Genomic DNA, 17,685 nt, shown 5'->3' on the forward strand with positions numbered 1-17,685 from the left:
CGGAGAAAGAAAGTCGGATTGACCTTCCTATCGCAATGTGTGTGCCACGCCATAAATTCCATGTAAATCAATCACTTACGCTGTGCATTCAGTCAATTTGTCGGCAAATGCCGCAATGCAGCGCAAAAAGCGTCGGGCAAACCCGACTCGGCAGTCGGTAAGGCCTGCCAAGTTGTTGATTCAGAAAGGAAAAGTCTTGTCGCTAATCAGCGACTGGCCCATCGGCGCGGAACACGCCCGGGGTCAAGCCATGCTTTTGCAGCAGGCGGTAGAACTCGGTGCGGTTGCGGCCGGCCAGGCGCGCGGCGTCGGCCACGCTGCCGTCGGTCAGCTTGAGCAGGTCGACCAGATACTCGCGCTCGAAGCGCAGGCGCGCCTCGGTGAAGGTCAGAACCTCGGCGCTCGGCACGCGCAAAGCCCGCTGCACCAGCGCCAGGGGAATCAGCGGCGTGGTGGCCAGCGCGCTGACCTGTTCGACCACGTTGTGCAACTGGCGCACATTGCCCGGCCAGGGCGCGGTGGCCAGGGCCTTGACGGCATCCGGCGCGAAACCGTTGACGCGCTTGTTGTACTTGGCCGCCAGCTTGGCCAGGAAGTGGTTGGCCAGCAGGGGGATGTCTTCGCGGCGCTCGGCCAGGGTCGGCAGGCTCAGCGACACCACATTGAGGCGGTAGTACAGGTCTTCGCGGAACTCGCCTTCGGCCATGGCGGCGTCGAGGTCGCGGTGGGTGGCCGACATGATGCGCACGTCGATCGGGATGGCCTGGCTGGCCCCCACGGGCCGAACCACGCGCTCCTGCAGCACGCGCAGCAGCTTGACTTGCAGCGCCACGGGCATGTCGCCGATTTCGTCCAGGAACAAGGTGCCGCCATTGGCCGCCTGGAACAGGCCGGCATGGTTGGCCACCGCCCCGGTGAACGCGCCCTTGATGTGCCCGAACAATTCCGATTCGAGCAGGCTCTCGGGGATGGCGCCGCAGTTGACGGCCACGAATGGGTGTGAAGCACGCGGGCTGGCGCGGTGGATGGCCTGGGCCAGCACCTCTTTGCCGCTGCCGCTTTCGCCGCGGATCAACACGCTGGCGTCCGAGCCCGCCACCAGCTTGGCCTCGGCCAGCAGCTCGGCCATCACGTTGGACCGGCTGACGATGTCTTCGCGCCAGGCTTCGTTGGCAGCGTTGCTCTTGCCGGCGTCGCCCGCCGAGCCCAGGGCCAGCGCCTGGCCGATGGTCTCCAGCAGTGCCTTGCCATCGAAGGGCTTGGTCAGGTAGGTGTAGACCCCGCGCGAGGTGGCCTCGACCGCGTCGGGGATGGTGCCGTGCGCTGTCAGCAAAATCACCGGCAGCGACGGGTGCTTGGCGCGGATGGCGTCGAACAGGGCCAGGCCATCCTTGCCGGGCAGTTGCACATCGCTCAGCACCAACTGCGGCCGCTCCATCGCCAGTTGCGACAGGGCCTCTTCGGCCGATTCGACGGCGGTGACGCGGTAACCGGCTGCGGTCAGCCGCATGGACAGCAGGCGCAGGATGTCGGCATCGTCGTCGACCAGCAGGACGTGGGCGCTCATGGCTTGGCCGCGGGTTTGGCGGACGAGGCCTGGGGCGCGGCCGGACCGGGGCCGGCGTTGTTGCGGCTGTTCAGGCTGCGCTCGATGGACTTCAGCGCCTCCAGCTTTTCGTTGATCTGGTCGAGCTTGCGCTGGTTGTCGCGCTGCGCATCGCGCAATTGCTGGTTGACGCGTTCGATCTGGTCCTCGGCACGGCGCTGGTCGGCATAGCGGGCGGCCAGCAGGCGGGCCAGGCCGTGCCAGGCCTGGGCTTCGGTCGAAGGGTTGCCCAGCACCTGGTCCAGCAGGCTCTGGGCCTTGGCCAGGTCGCCAGGGGCGCGGGTCAGGCCCAGCACCAGCGCCAGGTCCATGGTGGCCTGGATGGAGCTGGCGCCATCGCCCAGGCGGCCGAGTTCGCGCGACAGGTCGGCGGTGGGCAGGCGCGACAGGGTCTCCTGGTAGGCCAGCAGGTGCCGGGCGGCCCTGTCGACCGCTTCCAGCGTGGGCACATAGACGATCTCGGGGGCGGGCGGCGGTTCGGCGACCTGGGGCGCGGGCGGTGGCTTGACCGCCGTGCAGCCCACGGCGCCGAGGGCCAATGCCAGACACGCGGCCAGGCAACGCTGTCGTGAGCGGGTCAAGCTGGGCAGGCGATCAGGTGAGGGCATTCGGAAGCTCGATTCGAAAATGGGCGCCCGGTCCTTCGGGCAGCAGGTCCACGCGGCCGCCATGCGCCTCGACATATTCGCGCACGATGGACAGGCCGATGCCGGTCCCGCGCACGGCGCCTTCGGGCTGGCGTTCTCCGCGGTAAAAAGGTTCGAACACCCGGGCGCTGTCGCTGTCGGCAACACCGGAGCCTTGGTCCACGATGTCGATTCGGGCCACGCCGGGTGACCGGGTCAGAGAGAACCGGATGGTAGCGCCGAGGGGGCTGAAGCGTATGGCGTTGGACAAAAGGTTGCCCAAAGCAGTGGCCAATTTCTCGGGGTCGACCTCGACCTGCAAGGGGCCGCCGTCGATGTCGACGCGCAGCTGACGTGCCTGCCATTGCAGGCGCTGGGCATCGACCAGGCCGTGGATCAGCTGGGCCAGGTCGGTCTTGCGCCGACTCAGGCGCCGTGCATCGAAGGCGGCGGCATTGAAGCGCAGCAGGTCCTCGATCTGGCTTTGCAAGGCCGCGGTGTTGTGGCCCAGGATCTTGGCGATCTCGCGCTGGTCGGCGCTCAGTTCGCCGGCCACGCCGTCTTCGAGCAGCGCCACGCCTTCGCGCAGGGCGGCCAAGGGCGTTTTCAATTCATGGGACACATGCCGCAGGAAGCGCGACTTGTCGTCGTCCAGCTCGCGCAGGCGCAGGCGCAGCCATTCCAGGCGCTGGCCCAGCGAGCGCACGTCACTCGGGCCCTGGATGCTGACGGGCTGGTCGAGGCGGTTTTCGCCCAGCCCGACGACAGCGCGCTCCAGGCGTTTGAAAGGCCGGGCCAGCCAGACCCCAAAGCCCAGCGCCATCAGCACGGCCAGGGCGATGGCGATCAGCACCTGGCGGGCCAGGGCTGCGCGCCCGGCTTCCAGTTCGTCTTGCAGGCGGTGGTTGCGTTGCTCGCTGTCTTTGCGCACCTGCTCGGCGATGGCGGCGTTGGTCAGGTCCAGTTCGCGGAACTGCGCCGCCAGGTCGAGTTCGCGCTGGTGGGCGGTGGCCTTGGGGCCGTTGAACTGGTCGGTGATGACGGCATGCTGGCCGCGCCAGCGCGTGACCAGGGCGGGCGGCAGTTGCTGGGTCAGCAGTTCTTCGAGCACGCGGTTGGCGTCCTTGCTGGCGTCCTCGAAACGGCGCAACAGCACGGGGTCGTCCAGCACCATGTACTGGCGGGCAGCGCGTTCCATGGCCACGCTGCGCTCGGCCAGGTGCTGGGCACCGGCCGTGAGCTGCACGGCGCGTTCGGCCGCCGAGCGGCTCTGCACCATCAGGCGTTCCAGCGTGAACAGGCCGCCCAGCGAGGCGGCCGCCAGCAGGCCGGCGATCAGCAGGAAGGCGGCCAGCAGCAATTGGCGAAAGGAAGCTCGGTAGAAAGTGAACATGCGCCCGTGGCGTCGTGGTCGAGCCATGGACTGTAAGGGGTGCTTGGAAACCCTGGGTGGCGAACCCCTTGGCTGGGTGGTCGTCGAGCAGGGGGGCCTATAGCAGAATGGCAAGGTTGTTTCATCTTGTATCTGTGGTCAGGGAGTGTTTTCAATGAACGTTCGATTCGCATCGGCTTTGGCCGTGGTTGTTCTGGTGCTGGCGGGTTGTGCATCGCCCCCTCAAAAACCCGTGGCCCTGGCGCCTGCGGCCCTGAGCCCCCAAAGCGGCCGCGTTGGCGTGGTCATGTCTGCCTTGCCCAAGGTCAACACTTTCTTCCCAGGTGCCGATTGCCTGCTGTGCCTGGCTGGCGCCGAGATGATGAATTCGTCGCTGACGTCGCACACCAAGACCCTCACGCACGAAGACCTGCCCACCTTGAAGAACCAGGCCGTCGACCTGCTGCGCCAGAAGGGCGTGGACGCGGTCGTGATCGGCGACAACCTGGACCTGGATGCGCTGTCGAGCAGCAGCGCCACCGGTCCCGACATCGCCCGCAAGGACTTTTCGGCCCTGTCGCGAAAATACTCGGTGGACAAGCTGGTGGTCTTCACCATCGACACCGTGGGCTTCACGCGCAATTACTCGTCCTACATCCCCGTGGGCGCCCCCAAGGCCTTGTTGCGTGGCCGAGGCTACCTGGTCAACCTGAAGACCAATGCCTACGAGTGGTACCGCGAAGTGAACGTGACGCGCGCCGCGAGCGGAGAGTGGGACGAGCCGACCGCCTTCCCCGGACTCACCAACGCCTACTTCCAGGTGCTTGAGCTTGGCAAGGACCAGTTCCTCAACCCCTTGAGCGACGCCTTGAAGGCCGCCGAGGTGCCTGTGGCCCCCGTGCCTGTGGCCGCGAAGTGAACGCGCTGAAGTGGTCCGGCCTGGCCATGGCCATGGTGGCTTGGGGGGCGGGCGCGCAGGCCGAAACCCTGGAGGTGCCGCCACCGGTGGGCAGCCCTTCGGCCGAAATGGTGGTTCAGCCCGCCGCGGCGCCGGTCCTGGTTCCGGTGATCCCCTGGGCCTTGCGTTTGCCCAAAACCGACCAGGTCACCTTCCATGGGGTGTCGAGCCTCGACCGCGCGGGCGGGGACGCAGGGGCCATGGTCTATCCAGGCCTGGGCGTCGCGGGTTTTTTGGCGGCGATCGTCACGCACGGCGTCATCATGGAATCCGTGAAGTCCGCCGAACTCACCAAGCTGCAAAAGCAGGCAGACCAGGTGTTGGCGCCCTACCAGGACATCTTGCAAAGCTTTCACCACCGGGAGTTGATGCAGAAGGGCCTGGACCAGGCGTCGATGGGCGAGCCGCGCCAGTTGATCGACGCGGCGTCCGAGGACCGACCGGGGTGGGTGATCGACAGCATGCCGGTGTTCACGATGACCCAGGACCGCAGAGCCATCGTGCTCGAGAACCTGCTGCGCATCCGCAAGCCCGACGCCGCGCCGGGCGAGTTCTACCAGAACACCGTCAGAGTGGTGTCTCCAGCCAGGCAGGCCGCGGACCTTCAGGCGCTCTGGGGTGCCGACCAGGGCGTCCTGCTCAAGGATGAAAGTGTTCGCCTGTTCGCGCAGTCTTTGCGCCTGGGCGTGGCCGATGCCGGGCGGTCCAAAACCGAGGCCAAGGCCCACAAGACCGTGCGCTACTCCGAAGGTGGCGTGGAGAAGATGGAGCGCGGCGAGGTGATTGAAGACCGCTGTGGCCGGGTCGTCGTCAGGACCTTGCGGGGCTGGGTGATGTCCGTGCCCGCGCGGGGGGCCAGCGCGGCCGCACCGGACGCCGGTCAGTGTGGTTGAACCGAGGTCCGCTTTGGCGGCCAGCGACGCCGGCATTCCCCTGGCCTGGCCGGACGCTCACAGGAACATGCCGCCCGACACCTCGATGCGCTGGCCGGTGAGCCAGCGGTTGCCGGGCGACAGCAGCGAGGCGACCGCACCGCCGATGTCGTCCGGCACGCCGGCCCGGCCCATGGCGGTTTGCGAGGCCACGAAGCTGTTGAGCTCGGCGTTGTCGCGCACCGCGCCGCCGCCAAAGTCGGTTTCGATCGCGCCCGGGGCGATGGTGTTGACCGCGATGCCACGCGCGCCCAGCTCCTTGGCCTGGTAGCGGCTCAGCACCTCGATGCCGCCCTTCATGACCGCATAAGCCGCGTAGCCCGGCAGGCTGAAGCGCGCCAGCCCGCTGGACACGTTGAGGATGCGCCCGCCATCGGCGATCAGGGGCAGCAAGGTCTGCGTGAGGAAGAAGGGGCCCTTGAGGTGGATGTTGACCAGGGTGTCGAACTGCGCTTCGGTCGTGGCCTCGAAGCTGGCGTGGATGCCGATGCCGGCGTTGTTCACCAGGTGGTCGAAGCGCTCGCGTTGCCAGGTGGTGGCCAGCGCGGTTTTCACCTGGTCGGCGAAGGCCTTGAAGCCTTGGCTGTGGCCCACGTCCAGCGGCAGGGCCACGGCGCGGCGGCCCCCTGCTTCGATTTGCTGGACGACCTCTTGTGCCTCCGCCGCATTGCTGCGGTAAGTCAGGATGACGTCGCTGCCTTGCTCGGCCAGCTTGAGGGCGGCGTTGCGGCCCAGGCCACGGCTGCCGCCAGTGATCAGGGAGATGGGGGTGTGGTTTGTGGTGGTGTTCATGATCAGGGCCTTTCAAGGAAAACGTTGCGTCGATGAATGGACTTTAGAAGAGAACAATGTGGCGATAAAGTGCGCATCGCAGATCTGACTGTTTTGCAAATAAGAACAATGCGGCATGATGCGGCCATGGAACTCGATGCCCTCCGCACCTTCGCCAAAGTGGCCGAACTGACCAGCTTCACCCGCGCGGCCGAACAACTCGGCCTGCAAAAGGGGCGCGTGTCCACCATCGTGTCGCAGCTGGAGTCGCAACTGGGCACGCGCCTGTTCCAGCGCACCACGCGCACCGTGCGGCTGACACCCGATGGTGAGCAGTTCTTCGAGCGTTGCCAGTCCCTGCTGGCCGATGCGGACGACTTGCAGGCCCTGTTCCAGCAAACCCCGGTGGCTTTGCGCGGGCGCCTGCGCATCGACCTGCCCATCGGACTGGCGCGCAAAGTCGTCATCCCCCGCTTGCCCGAGTTCCTGGCGGCGCACCCCGGTTTGGAGGTCGAGTTGAGCACCACCGACCGGCGGGTCGATCTGATCCGCGAAGGCATGGACTGCAAGCTGCGCGTGGGTTCTTTGCGCGATTCAGGCCTGGTGGCACGCAAGCTGGGCGAGTTGCCCTTGGTCAACTGTGCCAGCCCGGCCTATTTGCAAAAGCATGGCACGCCGCGCACCTTGGCTGATCTGGCCCGCCACCGCCTGGTCAAGTACACAAGCACCTTGGGTTCGCCGCCTTTGGGCTGGGAATACATGGATGGCGACGAGGTGCGCTTCCACGACATGCCGGGTGCGGTGACGGTCAACAGTGCCGATGCCTATGAGGCCGCCTGCTTGGCCGGCCTGGGGCTCATCCAGGCGCCCGCGCTGGGCATGCATGAGTGGATCGCCCAAGGCAAGCTGGTGGCCGTGATGCCCGAGTTCACTGCAGCCCCGATGCCTGTGTCACTGCTGTACGCCCACCGGCGCCACCTGCCCAAGCGTGTGCAGGCCTTCATGGCCTGGTTGGGCGAGGTGCTGGGGCCGAGCCTGGCGGCCAGCGTTCGCGTGCAGTCCCCCCCTTAGAAAGCCCCCGGGCACCTGAACTGCTGGATCTCGCGCAAGCGGAAGGGGTTGAACGCGCTGCTCGACGTCACTTCCAGCTTGGCCCGCTTGCCATCCACATTCACCACCACGGTGAAGCGTTCTGGCTGGCCCGAGGGCTGCACCTCGAAGCGGTCGAACATGCGGAACAGCGCCCACGGACCATCGAAGGTCACGCCCGCGCCACCCGCCGACAGCTTGATCTGCGAGGCCACGCGCTGGCTGGGCCAGTTGACGGTGACCGGCGTGGTGTTGCCCGCAGCGAACTTGGTGACCTGGCCATCGATGTCCAGGTTCAGTTCCTTGCCACCATCCAGGAACTCCAGCGCGCGGATGTCCACCCGGAACGAAGGGGCCTTGCCGCCACTGCGGAAGAACACGTCCTTGATGCGCGCAGCGCGCTGGAAGTCGGCCAGGGCCGGTGGTGATGGCGGCTTCGTGCCATCGGTCAGCGGCTTGAGCGACCAGGGGTTGGTGCCCGTGTCGACCAGGTTGACCAGCTTGCGTTGGTAGAAGTCGTCGATCAGGCCGCCTTGGCCGAAGAACTGGCCGAAGTCGTCCGGCATGACGTTGGCTTGCGAGCTGGCGCTGAAGGGATAACGGCCCGCGATGGCGCGCGCGCAGAACTCGGCGATGGGCTTGATCTCGTCGCTGAGGCTGGCGCGTTCGGCCACACGGCTTTGCGAGGCGCCGGCATCCGACAAGGCGGTCAGCATCGACTTGATGGGCTCGGGCTGCTGGCCGGCCGCGGCCTTGATGCGGTCAGCGCCACCCGCGGGCGGCGGGGGCGACTTGCTCTTGGCGGCGGCGTCCACGGCCGACAGTTGCACGTAGACCTCGTTGAACATCTTCATCGTTTCGTCGATGGGCGCGGGCTGGCCCGTGACCTGGCGGCGGATCTCGGCGAAGTGGTCATCGACGATGCGCTCGATCGGGCCGGCGGCCACGTCGGCGGCGGGCAGGGGCTGCGCACCGCTGAGCGCGGCCAGTTCCTTGCGGGCGGCCTCGGCTTTATTGGCCACATCGGTCAAGGGATTGGCCCCCGCGGCCGCAGCAGGCGCGGGCACCAGCGTGGTCTCGCGGGCCACGGCGCGCAGGTAGGCGGCCAGCGGCGAATCCACGGCCGACACCACGCGTGCCACCTGGATGCTGCGGTCCAGGCCCGTCAGCTTCACCAGGTGCACATCGGCCAAGTAGGCGTCCCAGGTCTTCACGTAATCCTCAAGGTACAGGCGGCGCACGCGCTTGGGCAGCTCACCCGTCAAGGCGATGTCGCGCAGCTTGGCGGGGTCCGTCTTGGTGCCCAGGATCCAGCCTTCTTCGGTGGCCAGTTGCAGCGTGGCTTTCTCGACCGATTTCTGGAAGGCCTTTTGGTAACCATCGCGCGTGAACAGGCCCGGGATGCCCTTGGTCAATGGCTGGCCGCTGGTGCGCTCGAACACCTGTGCGGCGTTCGGCCCAGCGGCGCTGGCCACCGTGAACTCGGGGATGTCGGCGCCGGTCTGCGCGCGCTTCAGGCGGCTGTAGACGCGGTATTCCAATGGGTATGACACGAGCATGTCGCGCACGCTGGCCACCAAGTTGGCGTCCATGGCCACGGTGGGTTGTGGCGCGCCTTGCGCCAAGGCCGCGTCCAGGTGCGAATTCAAGGCCGCGCGCTGCTCAGGCGTCAAGCTGTTGGCCAGGTTCACTTCCCAGTCGATGCTGATCCAGGCCTTGAGCGTGTCCGCGTCGAACTTGTCGGGCGTGTACAGCATCAGGTAGGCCTTGAGCGCCTCGTAGGCGAACTCCAGGTTGTCCTTGTTGGCGCCGCGCAGTCGCTCTTCCAGGCGCTTGGCCACGCGCGGCATCAGCGCGTGCTGCAGCAGGTGGTTGAAGCCTTGCTGCGCGCCCGCGTCCAGCTTGTCGCCCTGGTACAGGCCCAAGGTGTTGAGCAAGGGCGGGTGGGCGATGTCGAACTCGGCGGGGTGGGCGGCATTGCGCACCAGGTCGAGGATGGCGGGCAGTGGCGTCACGTCGCCCGTGTTGGCAGGGGGGATGGCGTTCACGGCCTGCTGCAGTTCGGGCAGTTTGCCCTGGATCTGTGCGATGTAGGCCTTGTTGCGGCTGTAGCTCACGGCCCAGCCCACCAGCAGTGCGGTGGCCAGCACGCCGATGCCGGCCAGGGCGGCGATGCGCAGCACGGTGCGGCGTTGTTCTTCCTTCTTGTTGACGCCGACCAGGCCTTGCTCGGCGAAGACCACGTCGCGCAGCAGGCGGTGCAGGAAGAAGCTTTTGCCCTTGCCGCTGGACAGCGAGGCCACCTTGCGCTCCACCCCAAAGGCGCGGGCCAGGGTGCCCATGACGCGGTCGATGGGCGTGCCTTCTTGCGTGCCGCTGGTGAAGTAGATGCCGCGCAGCAGCGGGCGTTGCTCGAACTGGCCACCGCCTGTGAAGACCTGCGTGAGGAAATCCGACAGCACAGGCTTCAGGCTGGCGAACTCTTGCGGGAAGGCGAAGACGGCGGCGCGCTTGAGCACCTCGCGCTCGGCGTCCATGCGGTCGATCAGGCGGTCGCGCAGGCGCTGTTCCAGCGCGGTGAACTCGCCATTGAAATCACCCAGCGGCGTGTCCTTGTCTTGCAGCGGTGCCTCCGCGTTGTAGGGCAGGCTGAAGCCCCACACCTGATCGCGCTCTTCCTTGTTCAGCTCGCCAAAGCTTTCGTTGAAACCGGCGATCAGGTCGGCCTTGGTGACCAGCACGTACACGGGCACACTCAAGCCCAGCTTGTCGTGCAGCTCTTGCAGGCGGGCGCGCAGCTTGGCCGCGTGCTCTTGCCGCTCATGCACGCCTTGTTGCAGCAGGTCCTGGATGTTGACCGTCAGGATGACGCCGTTCAGTGGGCGGCGCGGACGCGTCTTCTTCAGCAGGGCCAGGAAGCCATCCCATGCGGCGGCGTCGATTTTGCTGTCGGACTCTTGCGTGGTGTAGCGGCCGGCGGTGTCGATCAACACGGCCTCGTCGGTGAACCACCAATCGCAATTGCGCGTGCCGCCCACGCCTTTGACCGAAGCCTGGCCCAGCTTCTCGGCCAGCGGGAAGTTCAGGCCCGCGTTCATCAAGGCCGTGGTCTTGCCCGAGCCCGGCGCGCCAATGAAGATGTACCAGGGCAGTTCGTACAGGTGCTGGCTGCGCTTGAACAGCGAAGGCTTGCGCGAGGTTTGCAGCACGCCCATGGCCTGCGTGAAGCGCTCGTTCAGCGTGGCCACTTCACGGTCAGACGCCGAAGGCCCGCCCGTCATGCCTTGCACCAGCGCCGCGTTCGTGCGCTTGCGCTGCCAGGCGCCATAGGCCACCTTGGCCGCCAGCAGCAGGAACAGCACGGCGATGATCGCCACACGCACCCACACTGAATCAAAAGGGCGTGACTCACCAATGGCGATCAGCGGCCCGACCCACCAGACGATGGCCGACAGCGCGAGCAGTCCCAGCACAGCCAGGAGCAGGGGGTGCAAGAGCACTTGCAGCAGCTTTTTCATGCGGCGATCCTGAAAATCATTGAGCAGCGGCGGGTTGCACGAAGAGCGTGACTTCCACGCGGCGGTTCTTGGCGCGGCCTGCGGGCGTGGCGTTGTCCTCGACCGGTTCGGCGTCGGCCCGGCCTTCGGCGCGCATGCGCTCGGGCTTGACCTTGTTGGTGGCCAGCATGGCCTTGACCGAGTTGGCCCGCTCTTGCGAGAGGTGCCAGTTGGAGGGGTAACGCACCGATCGGATCGGCTGGTTGTCGGTGTGGCCGGTGATCAGCACCTGGCCGGGCACGCCGTTCAAGCCATCGGCGATGCGCACCAGCAGGGGCTTGACGCGGTCGGCGATGTCGGCGCTGCCGGGCTCGAAAAAGCCATCGCCCTTGATGACCACCACCGAGCGGTCGGCCAGGTCGGTGACGGCCACCAGGCCCGCTTCGATCTCGGGCTTCAAGAAGCCGGCCAGGCGCGGTGCCGGCGCCGCCACCGGAGGAGGTGGTGGCGCGGTGACTGGCGCGGCCTTGACGTCCAGGTTTTGCAGTGCGGAGAAGGTCGCGTCCGACTGGCTGTTGATGCCGAAGCGCAGGCCGATGAAGGCGAACATCAGCAGCACGCCGACGATGGCGCCGACCACCCACATGGGCAGGCCATCGCTGAGCCGAGTGGTCTGCGCGGGCACGCCCTGCCAGTGCGGCGACAAGGTCTTGTCGTAGCCACCACGGCTCTTGCGCAACAGGTCGGCCAGGCGCACGCGCACGCTGTCGAGTTGCGCGCGGCCATCGGTCTGCACCTTGTAGCGGCCTTCGAAGCCGAAGGCCAATGCCACGTACAGCAATTCCAACAAGTCGCGGTTGGTCTCGATGTTCTCGGCCAGCTTGGACATCAGCTGGAAGACCTTCTCGCCACCCCAGGCCTCGTTGTGGAACTGCACCAGCAGGCTCTGCGCCGACCACGCACCCGAGCTGCCCCAGGGCGTGCTCGCGGCCGATTCGTCCAGCAGCGTGCACAGCACGTAGCGCGCGGCGATCACCTGTTCATTCGGCAGGCCGCGCTGGCGGCATTGCGCCTCGAATTTGCGGAGTCCATCGGCCAGCGCGTCTTTCAAGCCGGCGGGATTCGGGTGCTGCGCCATGGCGCGGATGCGCGGCGCGGCGTTCAGCAAGGGTGCGGCGGCCGAGACCAGCGGGTTCAGGCTGGCGCTCATCAGCGCGTCGAGCGTGACCGAGCCGGCACCCGGCGGCAATCCACCAATGGGCGCAGAAGAAGGCGCGGCCGCCGCAGGGGGAGCAGCACCCGCCCCCGGCTTGCGCCCCGCGCTGGGCTTGATGATGGTGCGGTCGGATTCGAACGCGGCGAACGGATCTTCTTCGCTCATGGCAACCTCAGGAACGCAAGGTCAAGGGACCGCTTGAATGATTGGCTTGGCGGCCGCGTCAGCCGCGGATGGCCCAGAACTGCAACTCCAGGCCCGGGAACTCGCCAGCGATGTGCATGGCCAGGCCGCCCGAGGTTTCCAGCTGCTTCCACATGTCGTTGCCGCGCGTGTCCAGCTCGAAGTAGTTGAAGCCCGCGTGGTAGGGAATCTGGCGCGGGGCCACCGGCAGTGGCCGCAAGGTGACGCCCGGCAGTTGCAGGTTCACCAGGTCGCGGATGCGCTCGACCGTGCCGATCTTGACCTGCGTGGGAAAGCGCACACGCAGCGCATCGGCCGGCATCTGCGCGCCCACGGCCAGCACGAAGCTGGCGTTGCGCTGCAGTTCGACATCGGGGATGGTGGCCACGCGGATGCCGTACTTGCGGTCCTGCAGCTCGATGGGGATGGCGGTCTGCTCCATCACCATCGACAGCGATTGGCGAAGATCTTGCATGACGGCGCGGAAGCAGGGCGCCAGGTCGTCGTGCTTGTACTCGGGCAGGTTGGCGGGGCGGCGCTTGTCGCGGAAGGTGGACAGATCGCCGGCCAGGCTCAGGCAGGTTTCGTAAAGGCGCTCGGGGTGCAGCACCGACAGCTTCTGCAGGTGCACGAAAACGGGCTCGTTGCGGTTCACCGTTTCCAGCAGCAGGAAGTCGGCGATCTCACCGACGCCGCCGCGGCCGCCTTGGCCCATGCGGGCGGCCAGGGCCTCGCCGCGCTGGTGCAGCATGCCGTGGATCTCGCGCACATAGCCGTCCAGGATGGCGTTGTTGGGCGCGTGCAGGGTGGGCGCCACGTAGGTGGTGTCGAGGATCAGGCGGTTGTCGGCGCGGCGCTCGACGATGCGGGCGGCGCCCAGGTGCGTGTAGCCCTCGCTGGCGTCGCGCGCCAGGATCAGGCGCAGGTTCAGGCGGCCGATCTGCAAGGGCGCGTCGCGTTCGGCGGTGGCGTTGGTGTCGGCCACATCGACCTCGGCCACGCGGAAACGCGGGGGCATGGAGCCGCCCGAATCTTCGGCGTCGGATTCGGCCACGCCCGGGCGGGCCAGCGACACGGCCAGCACGACCAGTTCATTGCGGGCATCGGCCGGCACGTCGAGCGCGGCGGGTGCGGCGTCATGGCCAGGGATGTGGAAAGCGGTGCCATCGGGCAGCACGCCGCTGGCCGAGGCGAGGGCGATCTTGCCCTGCGCCAGGGCGGCTTCGTCGAGCACCAGGGAATAGAAACCCCAGCCGTAGCCGAGACTGGAAGCCAATCGGGCATCCAGCTGATGTGCCAGGTAACGATCGTGCTGCTGGAAATGTTGCGGCTGGAGGAACATGCCCTCCGTCCAAACCACCTTGTTGTGCCAGGTCATATCCGAATCGTGTGTAGGGCTGATCTTGAACTGTACGTTACGGAAGGGGCATTGCAGGGCGGGGAGACCCCCCTAGCACCTCAAAAATCGCGTGCAGTTTCGGGGTGCGCGGCGCAAAATCACCACAGGTTGACTTCGGCCCCGCCGGGCCGCTTTTCATGGAGGGACCACACCATGGACATCAAGCTCCACCGACTGGAATCGTTTTCGGCCCAGGACGCCCAGGGCCGGGCGCACAAGGTCTACGGCTACGAACTGCTGGCGCGAGCCTATCCTTGGCTGGACACGGCCGTGCAATGGGAGCCCACGGGCGTCGTCGAGTACAAGTTGGCGACCGGTGAGCACCTCGACATGGGTCGCGACGGCAGCCTGCATGGCGCCCAGAGCGGCCTGCACCTGCACCGCACCCCTGTCACCCACTAGACGCAGCCCGGGCCCGTCCCCCTCGATTCAGGGCGGACAGTGCACGCTGAAGTCTCTATGATGTCAGCTTGAGCCCCCGGCGTGTCCGGGGCGCCTCCATTGTTTGACCTCGGGAGATTGCCCCATGAAATTCGCTACTTTCGCAGTCCCCGCTGTGGCCGCCCTGATCGTGCTGGCCGGCGGCGTGGTTTCCCCCGCCCATGCCGATGGCGCGCTGGACATCGGCACCAAGGTGCCCGACGCCAAGGCCATCAAGGAAGGCCTGTTCCCCGAAGACGCCTGCAAGGAACTGGAAGCCAACGGCTTCAAGTGCATGGGGTTCAAGCCCGCCGTGCGCTATTCCCTGCCGGCCTCGTCCTTCCAGCTGGGCTCGGCCGAAGTGCCGCCTTCGCTGAAAAAGCAGTTGGACGTGTTCGCCGAAGTGCTCAAGTCCAAGAAGGGCTCGGGCAGCTTGGTCAAGATCGAAGGCCATGCCGATGCGTCCGGCTCGGCCGAGGCCAACCTGGTGCTGTCACAAAAGCGCGCCGATGCGGTCAAGTCCTACCTGGTTGAACAGGGCGTGGACGCTTCGCTGCTGGCTTCGGTGGGTGTGGGCACCAAGGATCTGAAAAACGCGAGCAACCCGTTCTCGGGAGAGAACCGCCGCGTCGAGATCGGCCGACAAAACTGACCTGACGACCCGAAGGCTGGCTCAGCCTTGGGCCAGCCGGAACACGCTGACGGCTTTCACCAACTCGGCGGCCTGGTGCTTCAGGCTCTCGGCCGCCGCGGCTGATTCTTCCACCAGGGCGGCGTTCTGCTGAGTCACCTGGTCCAGTTGGCTCACCGCGCCACTCACCAGTTCGATGCCACTGGTCTGCTCGTGCGTGGCGGAGCTGATCTCGCCAATGAGGTCGGTCACGCGGCGCACCTGGTTCACAATGTCACCCATGGTCTGGCCGGCATCGTCCACCAGGCGTGAGCCGGTCTGCACCTTCTCCACGCTGTCGTTGATCAGGCCCTTGATCTCTTTGGCGGCGTTGGCGCTGCGTTGCGCCAGGCTGCGCACTTCGCTGGCGACCACCGCGAAACCGCGGCCCTGCTCGCCGGCGCGGGCCGCTTCCACGGCGGCGTTCAGCGCCAGGATGTTGGTCTGGAAGGCGATGCCGTCGATCACGCCGATGATGTCGCTGATCTTGCGGCTGGCCTCGGTGATCTGGGCCATGGTGTCCACCACCTGGGCGACCACGCTGCCGCCCTTGGCCGCCACGTCGCTGGCCGAACTGGCCAGTTGCGAGGCCTGGCGCGCGGTGTCGGCGTTGTGGCGCACCGTGCTGCTCAATTCTTCCATCGAGGCGGCGGTCTGCTGCAGGTTGCTGGCCTGGGTTTCGGTGCGGTGGCTCAGGTCGGCGTTGCCGGTGGCGATCTGGCTGGAGCCGGTGGCGATGTTCTCGCTGCTCTGGCGCACGGTGCCCACGGTCAGCACCAGGCTGTCGTTCATGGCCTTGAGGGCGGTCAGCAACTGGGCGGTCTCGTCATTGCCACGGGTGTCGATGTGCGAGGTCAGGTCGCCGCTGGCCACCGATTGCGCCACCTTGACCGCGCGGCCGATGGGCAGCACCACGCCCCGGCTGACGAGGTGCCCCATCACGAAGAAAAACACACTGGCGACCAGCACGGCGCCGACCATGACGCCGCGTGCGATGCTGGCCGTGTGCTCACTGGCGGCCTGGGCCGTCTTGCTCTGGGCTTCGATCAGGTCGCCCAAATCGCCCATGGATTTCTCGAGGCTTTCGAAAGCCGTTTTGAAGGCGGGCAGCTTGGCCTGGGCCGCGTCGCGGTCGCTGAAGGCGAGGCCGATGACTTCGGTGGCGCTGGCCAGGTAGGCGTTCAAGGCCGGGCGGACCTGGGCAGAGGCCTTCACGATGGCGTCGTCCAGGGGCAGCGCGTCCAGGGCCTGGAACGACTCGCGGAAATTCTGGATGTGCTCGGTGAGCGCGGCCTTGGTGGCTTTCTCCTCGACTTCGTCCTTTTGCAGTGAGGCCAGCATGGCGCTGAGCACGTCGGCGCGCAGGGCGTCGTGCATCATGTCGGCCTCCATCTGCGCGCGCAAGGCTGTGCCGATGGTGGCGATCTGGCTGTTGTCCGAGGTCAGCTTGTAGACCGCCGAATAGCCGGTGATGCCGATCAACAGCATCAGGCCCAGGCCCGTCAGGCTGAAGCCCAGCAACTTCTGTCGGATGGTGAGTTTCATGTTGGGGGCCCTTTGAAGGCGTGCAAGGGGTCAGAACTTGACCGAGAAGCCGACCGTCCACAGGCGGTCTGGCGTGTGGTGGTTGGCGCCGATCGAGACGGCGGTATCGATCTGCATGGTGGGGCTGAGCATGTAGGCCATGCCTGCGTCGTAGGTGACGACCGCGCCGCCGTTCTTGGTCGAGGTCAGTTGCTGGCCGGCCACTTCGACGAAGGTGCGGAAATCGTCGGTCCAGGACTTGCCCAAGGTGACGGCGAAGATGCCGGCGACGAAGTGTCGGCCATCGTCGTTGGTGTCGCGCAGCACGCCGGGCATGATGCCGAGCGACAGGTCGTGGGGCAGTTCCCACTCGGCGACCATGCGCACCGACGGGCGCACGCCATGGCCGCGGAAGGCCTGGCTGCCGCTGTCCAGGTCGGCGTGGAAGAGCCAGGCGATGGCGGGCTTGCCGGTGGCGTCATCGCCATCGTGCGTGTGCCACTTCAGGCCCAGCGAGACGTCGCTGAAACCGTGGTCCTGGCCATCGCGCAGGAAGCCGTCGGTTTCCAGGCGCAGCTCGGTGTTCTCGGTGATGCCATAGCGCAGCAGGGTGGGCGTCATGCGCGTGGTGGTCTTGACGCCATCAACCTTGTTGCTTTCGGACGCGAAAGAGGTTTCGACCTGGAAGCGGTGCAGGCCGACCACGGCGCTGGATTCGACGATGTCAGGGCGGTCGGTGGCCATGGCGGCTTCTTCGGCGCGCGAGGCCAGGGGCAGCAGCAAGGCGGCGGTCAACGCGGCCAGGGTGGTCGGGCGAAAGGGACGGGCCATGGAAGCTCCTGAACAATCTGATGGGAAGTGAGTGGTTCACATCAGTCGTCAGTACTTCAGGATTGATGCCCTGCTGATAACGTCAAGCTGGCGGGCGGATGTAGGCCCAGGGTGGTGCGCGGCCCATTTTTTCGGAAAGCAGTGGGGGTTTCCGTGGAATAGGGCCGTTTTCAGGAAGCGGTGAAGGACTTCAAGGGATCATGTGCGTGGTCTGCCCCGCATTCGCAAACGTGATCACCCCGCCCCAGATGCAGGTGAGCATCGACACGTTGTCCAGCGCCGGGAAGTTCTGCAACATCACCGTGGCCGCCCCTGGCGCCCAGGGCGCAGGCGTGTTGGGCACGCAGGGCATGGGGGTCAGCACGCCCAGGGCCGCGGCGGTGGCGGCGGCCACCGTGGGGTTGCCGGGGCAGGTGCACATCCCGAAGGGCGGGATGTTCACGATGGGTTTGTTGTCCATGATGTTGGCCGCGATCATGTGGCTGGTCATGATGGGTTTGGGCGTGGGCATCAAGGTGCTGGGGGCCAGGCCGAAGGTGCACTTCATCATGGCGCCCATGCAGGTTTGTTGGGGCATGTCGGGGCTCCTTT

At 66.5% G+C, this 17,685-nt stretch carries 15 protein-coding genes; 5 read left to right on the forward strand and 10 right to left on the reverse strand.

The genetic code is table 11. The features are described from left to right. Nucleotides 1-202: 202 nt before the first annotated feature. Genes ACREB4_RS11200 through ACREB4_RS11210 form a run of 3 tightly spaced genes read right to left on the reverse strand, consistent with a single transcriptional unit; the run spans nt 203 to nt 3,652 of the window. Nucleotides 203-1,567, reverse strand: a complete 1,365-nt coding sequence (locus ACREB4_RS11200; RefSeq protein WP_431588298.1) for a sigma 54-interacting transcriptional regulator — start codon at nt 1,565-1,567, stop codon at nt 203-205. Beyond that, nucleotides 1,564-2,214, reverse strand: a complete 651-nt coding sequence (locus tag ACREB4_RS11205; protein ID WP_431588299.1) for a hypothetical protein — start codon at nt 2,212-2,214, stop codon at nt 1,564-1,566. The genes ACREB4_RS11200 and ACREB4_RS11205 overlap by 4 nt, the downstream gene beginning before the upstream one ends. Beyond that, nucleotides 2,201-3,652: a sensor histidine kinase gene (locus ACREB4_RS11210; protein ID WP_431588300.1), complete on the reverse strand. Its 1,452-nt coding sequence runs from the start codon at nt 3,650-3,652 to the stop codon at nt 2,201-2,203. Before ACREB4_RS11210 ends, ACREB4_RS11205 begins: the two co-directional genes overlap by 14 nt. Before the next feature lie 127 nt (nt 3,653-3,779). On the opposite strand from ACREB4_RS11210, the gene ACREB4_RS11215 reads away from it, so the two are divergent. After that, entirely contained in the window at nt 3,780-4,523 is a 744-nt protein-coding gene (locus tag ACREB4_RS11215; protein ID WP_431588301.1) for a hypothetical protein, read from the forward strand. Beyond that, a complete protein-coding gene (locus ACREB4_RS11220) occupies nt 4,520-5,455 on the forward strand; it encodes a hypothetical protein (protein WP_431588302.1) in 936 nt (311 codons plus the stop codon). Before ACREB4_RS11215 ends, ACREB4_RS11220 begins: the two co-directional genes overlap by 4 nt. A 57-nt stretch (nt 5,456-5,512) precedes the next feature. On the opposite strand, the gene ACREB4_RS11225 is transcribed toward ACREB4_RS11220, so the two are convergent. After that, a complete protein-coding gene (locus tag ACREB4_RS11225) occupies nt 5,513-6,286 on the reverse strand; it encodes an SDR family NAD(P)-dependent oxidoreductase (protein WP_431588303.1) in 774 nt (257 codons plus the stop codon). A gap of 126 nt (nt 6,287-6,412) precedes the next feature. Between ACREB4_RS11225 and ACREB4_RS11230 the strand changes: the two genes are divergently transcribed. Further along, entirely contained in the window at nt 6,413-7,336 is a 924-nt protein-coding gene (locus tag ACREB4_RS11230) for a LysR family transcriptional regulator (RefSeq protein WP_431588304.1), read from the forward strand. Here ACREB4_RS11230 and tssM read toward each other — a convergent pair. Genes tssM through tssK form a run of 3 tightly spaced genes read right to left on the reverse strand, consistent with a single transcriptional unit; the run spans nt 7,333 to nt 13,628 of the window. Continuing rightward, a complete protein-coding gene (gene tssM, locus ACREB4_RS11235; RefSeq protein WP_431588305.1) occupies nt 7,333-10,872 on the reverse strand; it encodes a type VI secretion system membrane subunit TssM in 3,540 nt (1,179 codons plus the stop codon). The two genes, ACREB4_RS11230 and tssM, sit on opposite strands and share 4 nt — an antisense overlap. A gap of 16 nt (nt 10,873-10,888) precedes the next feature. Next, a complete protein-coding gene (locus ACREB4_RS11240; protein WP_431588306.1) occupies nt 10,889-12,232 on the reverse strand; it encodes a DotU family type VI secretion system protein in 1,344 nt (447 codons plus the stop codon). 58 nt (nt 12,233-12,290) lie between these two features. Further along, on the reverse strand, nt 12,291-13,628 hold the full coding sequence (tssK, locus tag ACREB4_RS11245) for a type VI secretion system baseplate subunit TssK (protein WP_431588307.1): 1,338 nt from the start codon (nt 13,626-13,628) through the stop codon (nt 12,291-12,293). 174 nt (nt 13,629-13,802) lie between these two features. On the opposite strand from tssK, the gene ACREB4_RS11250 reads away from it, so the two are divergent. Both ACREB4_RS11250 and ACREB4_RS11255 read left to right on the forward strand, forming a co-directional pair. Then, nucleotides 13,803-14,051 carry a hypothetical protein gene (locus ACREB4_RS11250; RefSeq protein ID WP_431588308.1) on the forward strand — a complete coding sequence of 83 codons (249 nt, stop codon included), beginning with the start codon at nt 13,803-13,805 and terminating at the stop codon, nt 14,049-14,051. 124 nt (nt 14,052-14,175) lie between these two features. After that, nucleotides 14,176-14,721 (forward strand): OmpA family protein, encoded by a 546-nt coding sequence (locus tag ACREB4_RS11255; protein WP_431588309.1) that lies wholly within the window; start codon nt 14,176-14,178, stop codon nt 14,719-14,721. A 21-nt stretch (nt 14,722-14,742) separates the two neighbouring features. Here the strand turns inward: ACREB4_RS11255 and ACREB4_RS11260 are convergent, their stop codons facing one another. The 3 genes from ACREB4_RS11260 to ACREB4_RS11270 all read right to left on the reverse strand — a co-directional run bounded on the left by ACREB4_RS11260 (nt 14,743) and on the right by ACREB4_RS11270 (nt 17,671). Then, on the reverse strand, nt 14,743-16,284 hold the full coding sequence (locus tag ACREB4_RS11260) for a methyl-accepting chemotaxis protein (protein WP_431588310.1): 1,542 nt from the start codon (nt 16,282-16,284) through the stop codon (nt 14,743-14,745). 30 nt (nt 16,285-16,314) lie between these two features. Beyond that, the gene (locus ACREB4_RS11265) at nt 16,315-17,094 is read right to left on the reverse strand and encodes a transporter (RefSeq protein WP_431588311.1); all 780 of its coding nucleotides are present in this window, start codon (nt 17,092-17,094) and stop codon (nt 16,315-16,317) included. Nucleotides 17,095-17,284: 190 nt separating this feature from the next. Then, on the reverse strand, nt 17,285-17,671 hold the full coding sequence (locus ACREB4_RS11270) for a DUF4280 domain-containing protein (RefSeq protein WP_431588312.1): 387 nt from the start codon (nt 17,669-17,671) through the stop codon (nt 17,285-17,287). Between the last annotated feature and the right edge of the window lie 14 nt (nt 17,672-17,685).

The organism is Aquabacterium sp. (assembly GCF_050725395.1).
Taxonomy (GTDB): Bacteria; Pseudomonadota; Gammaproteobacteria; order Burkholderiales; family Burkholderiaceae_C; genus Aquabacterium.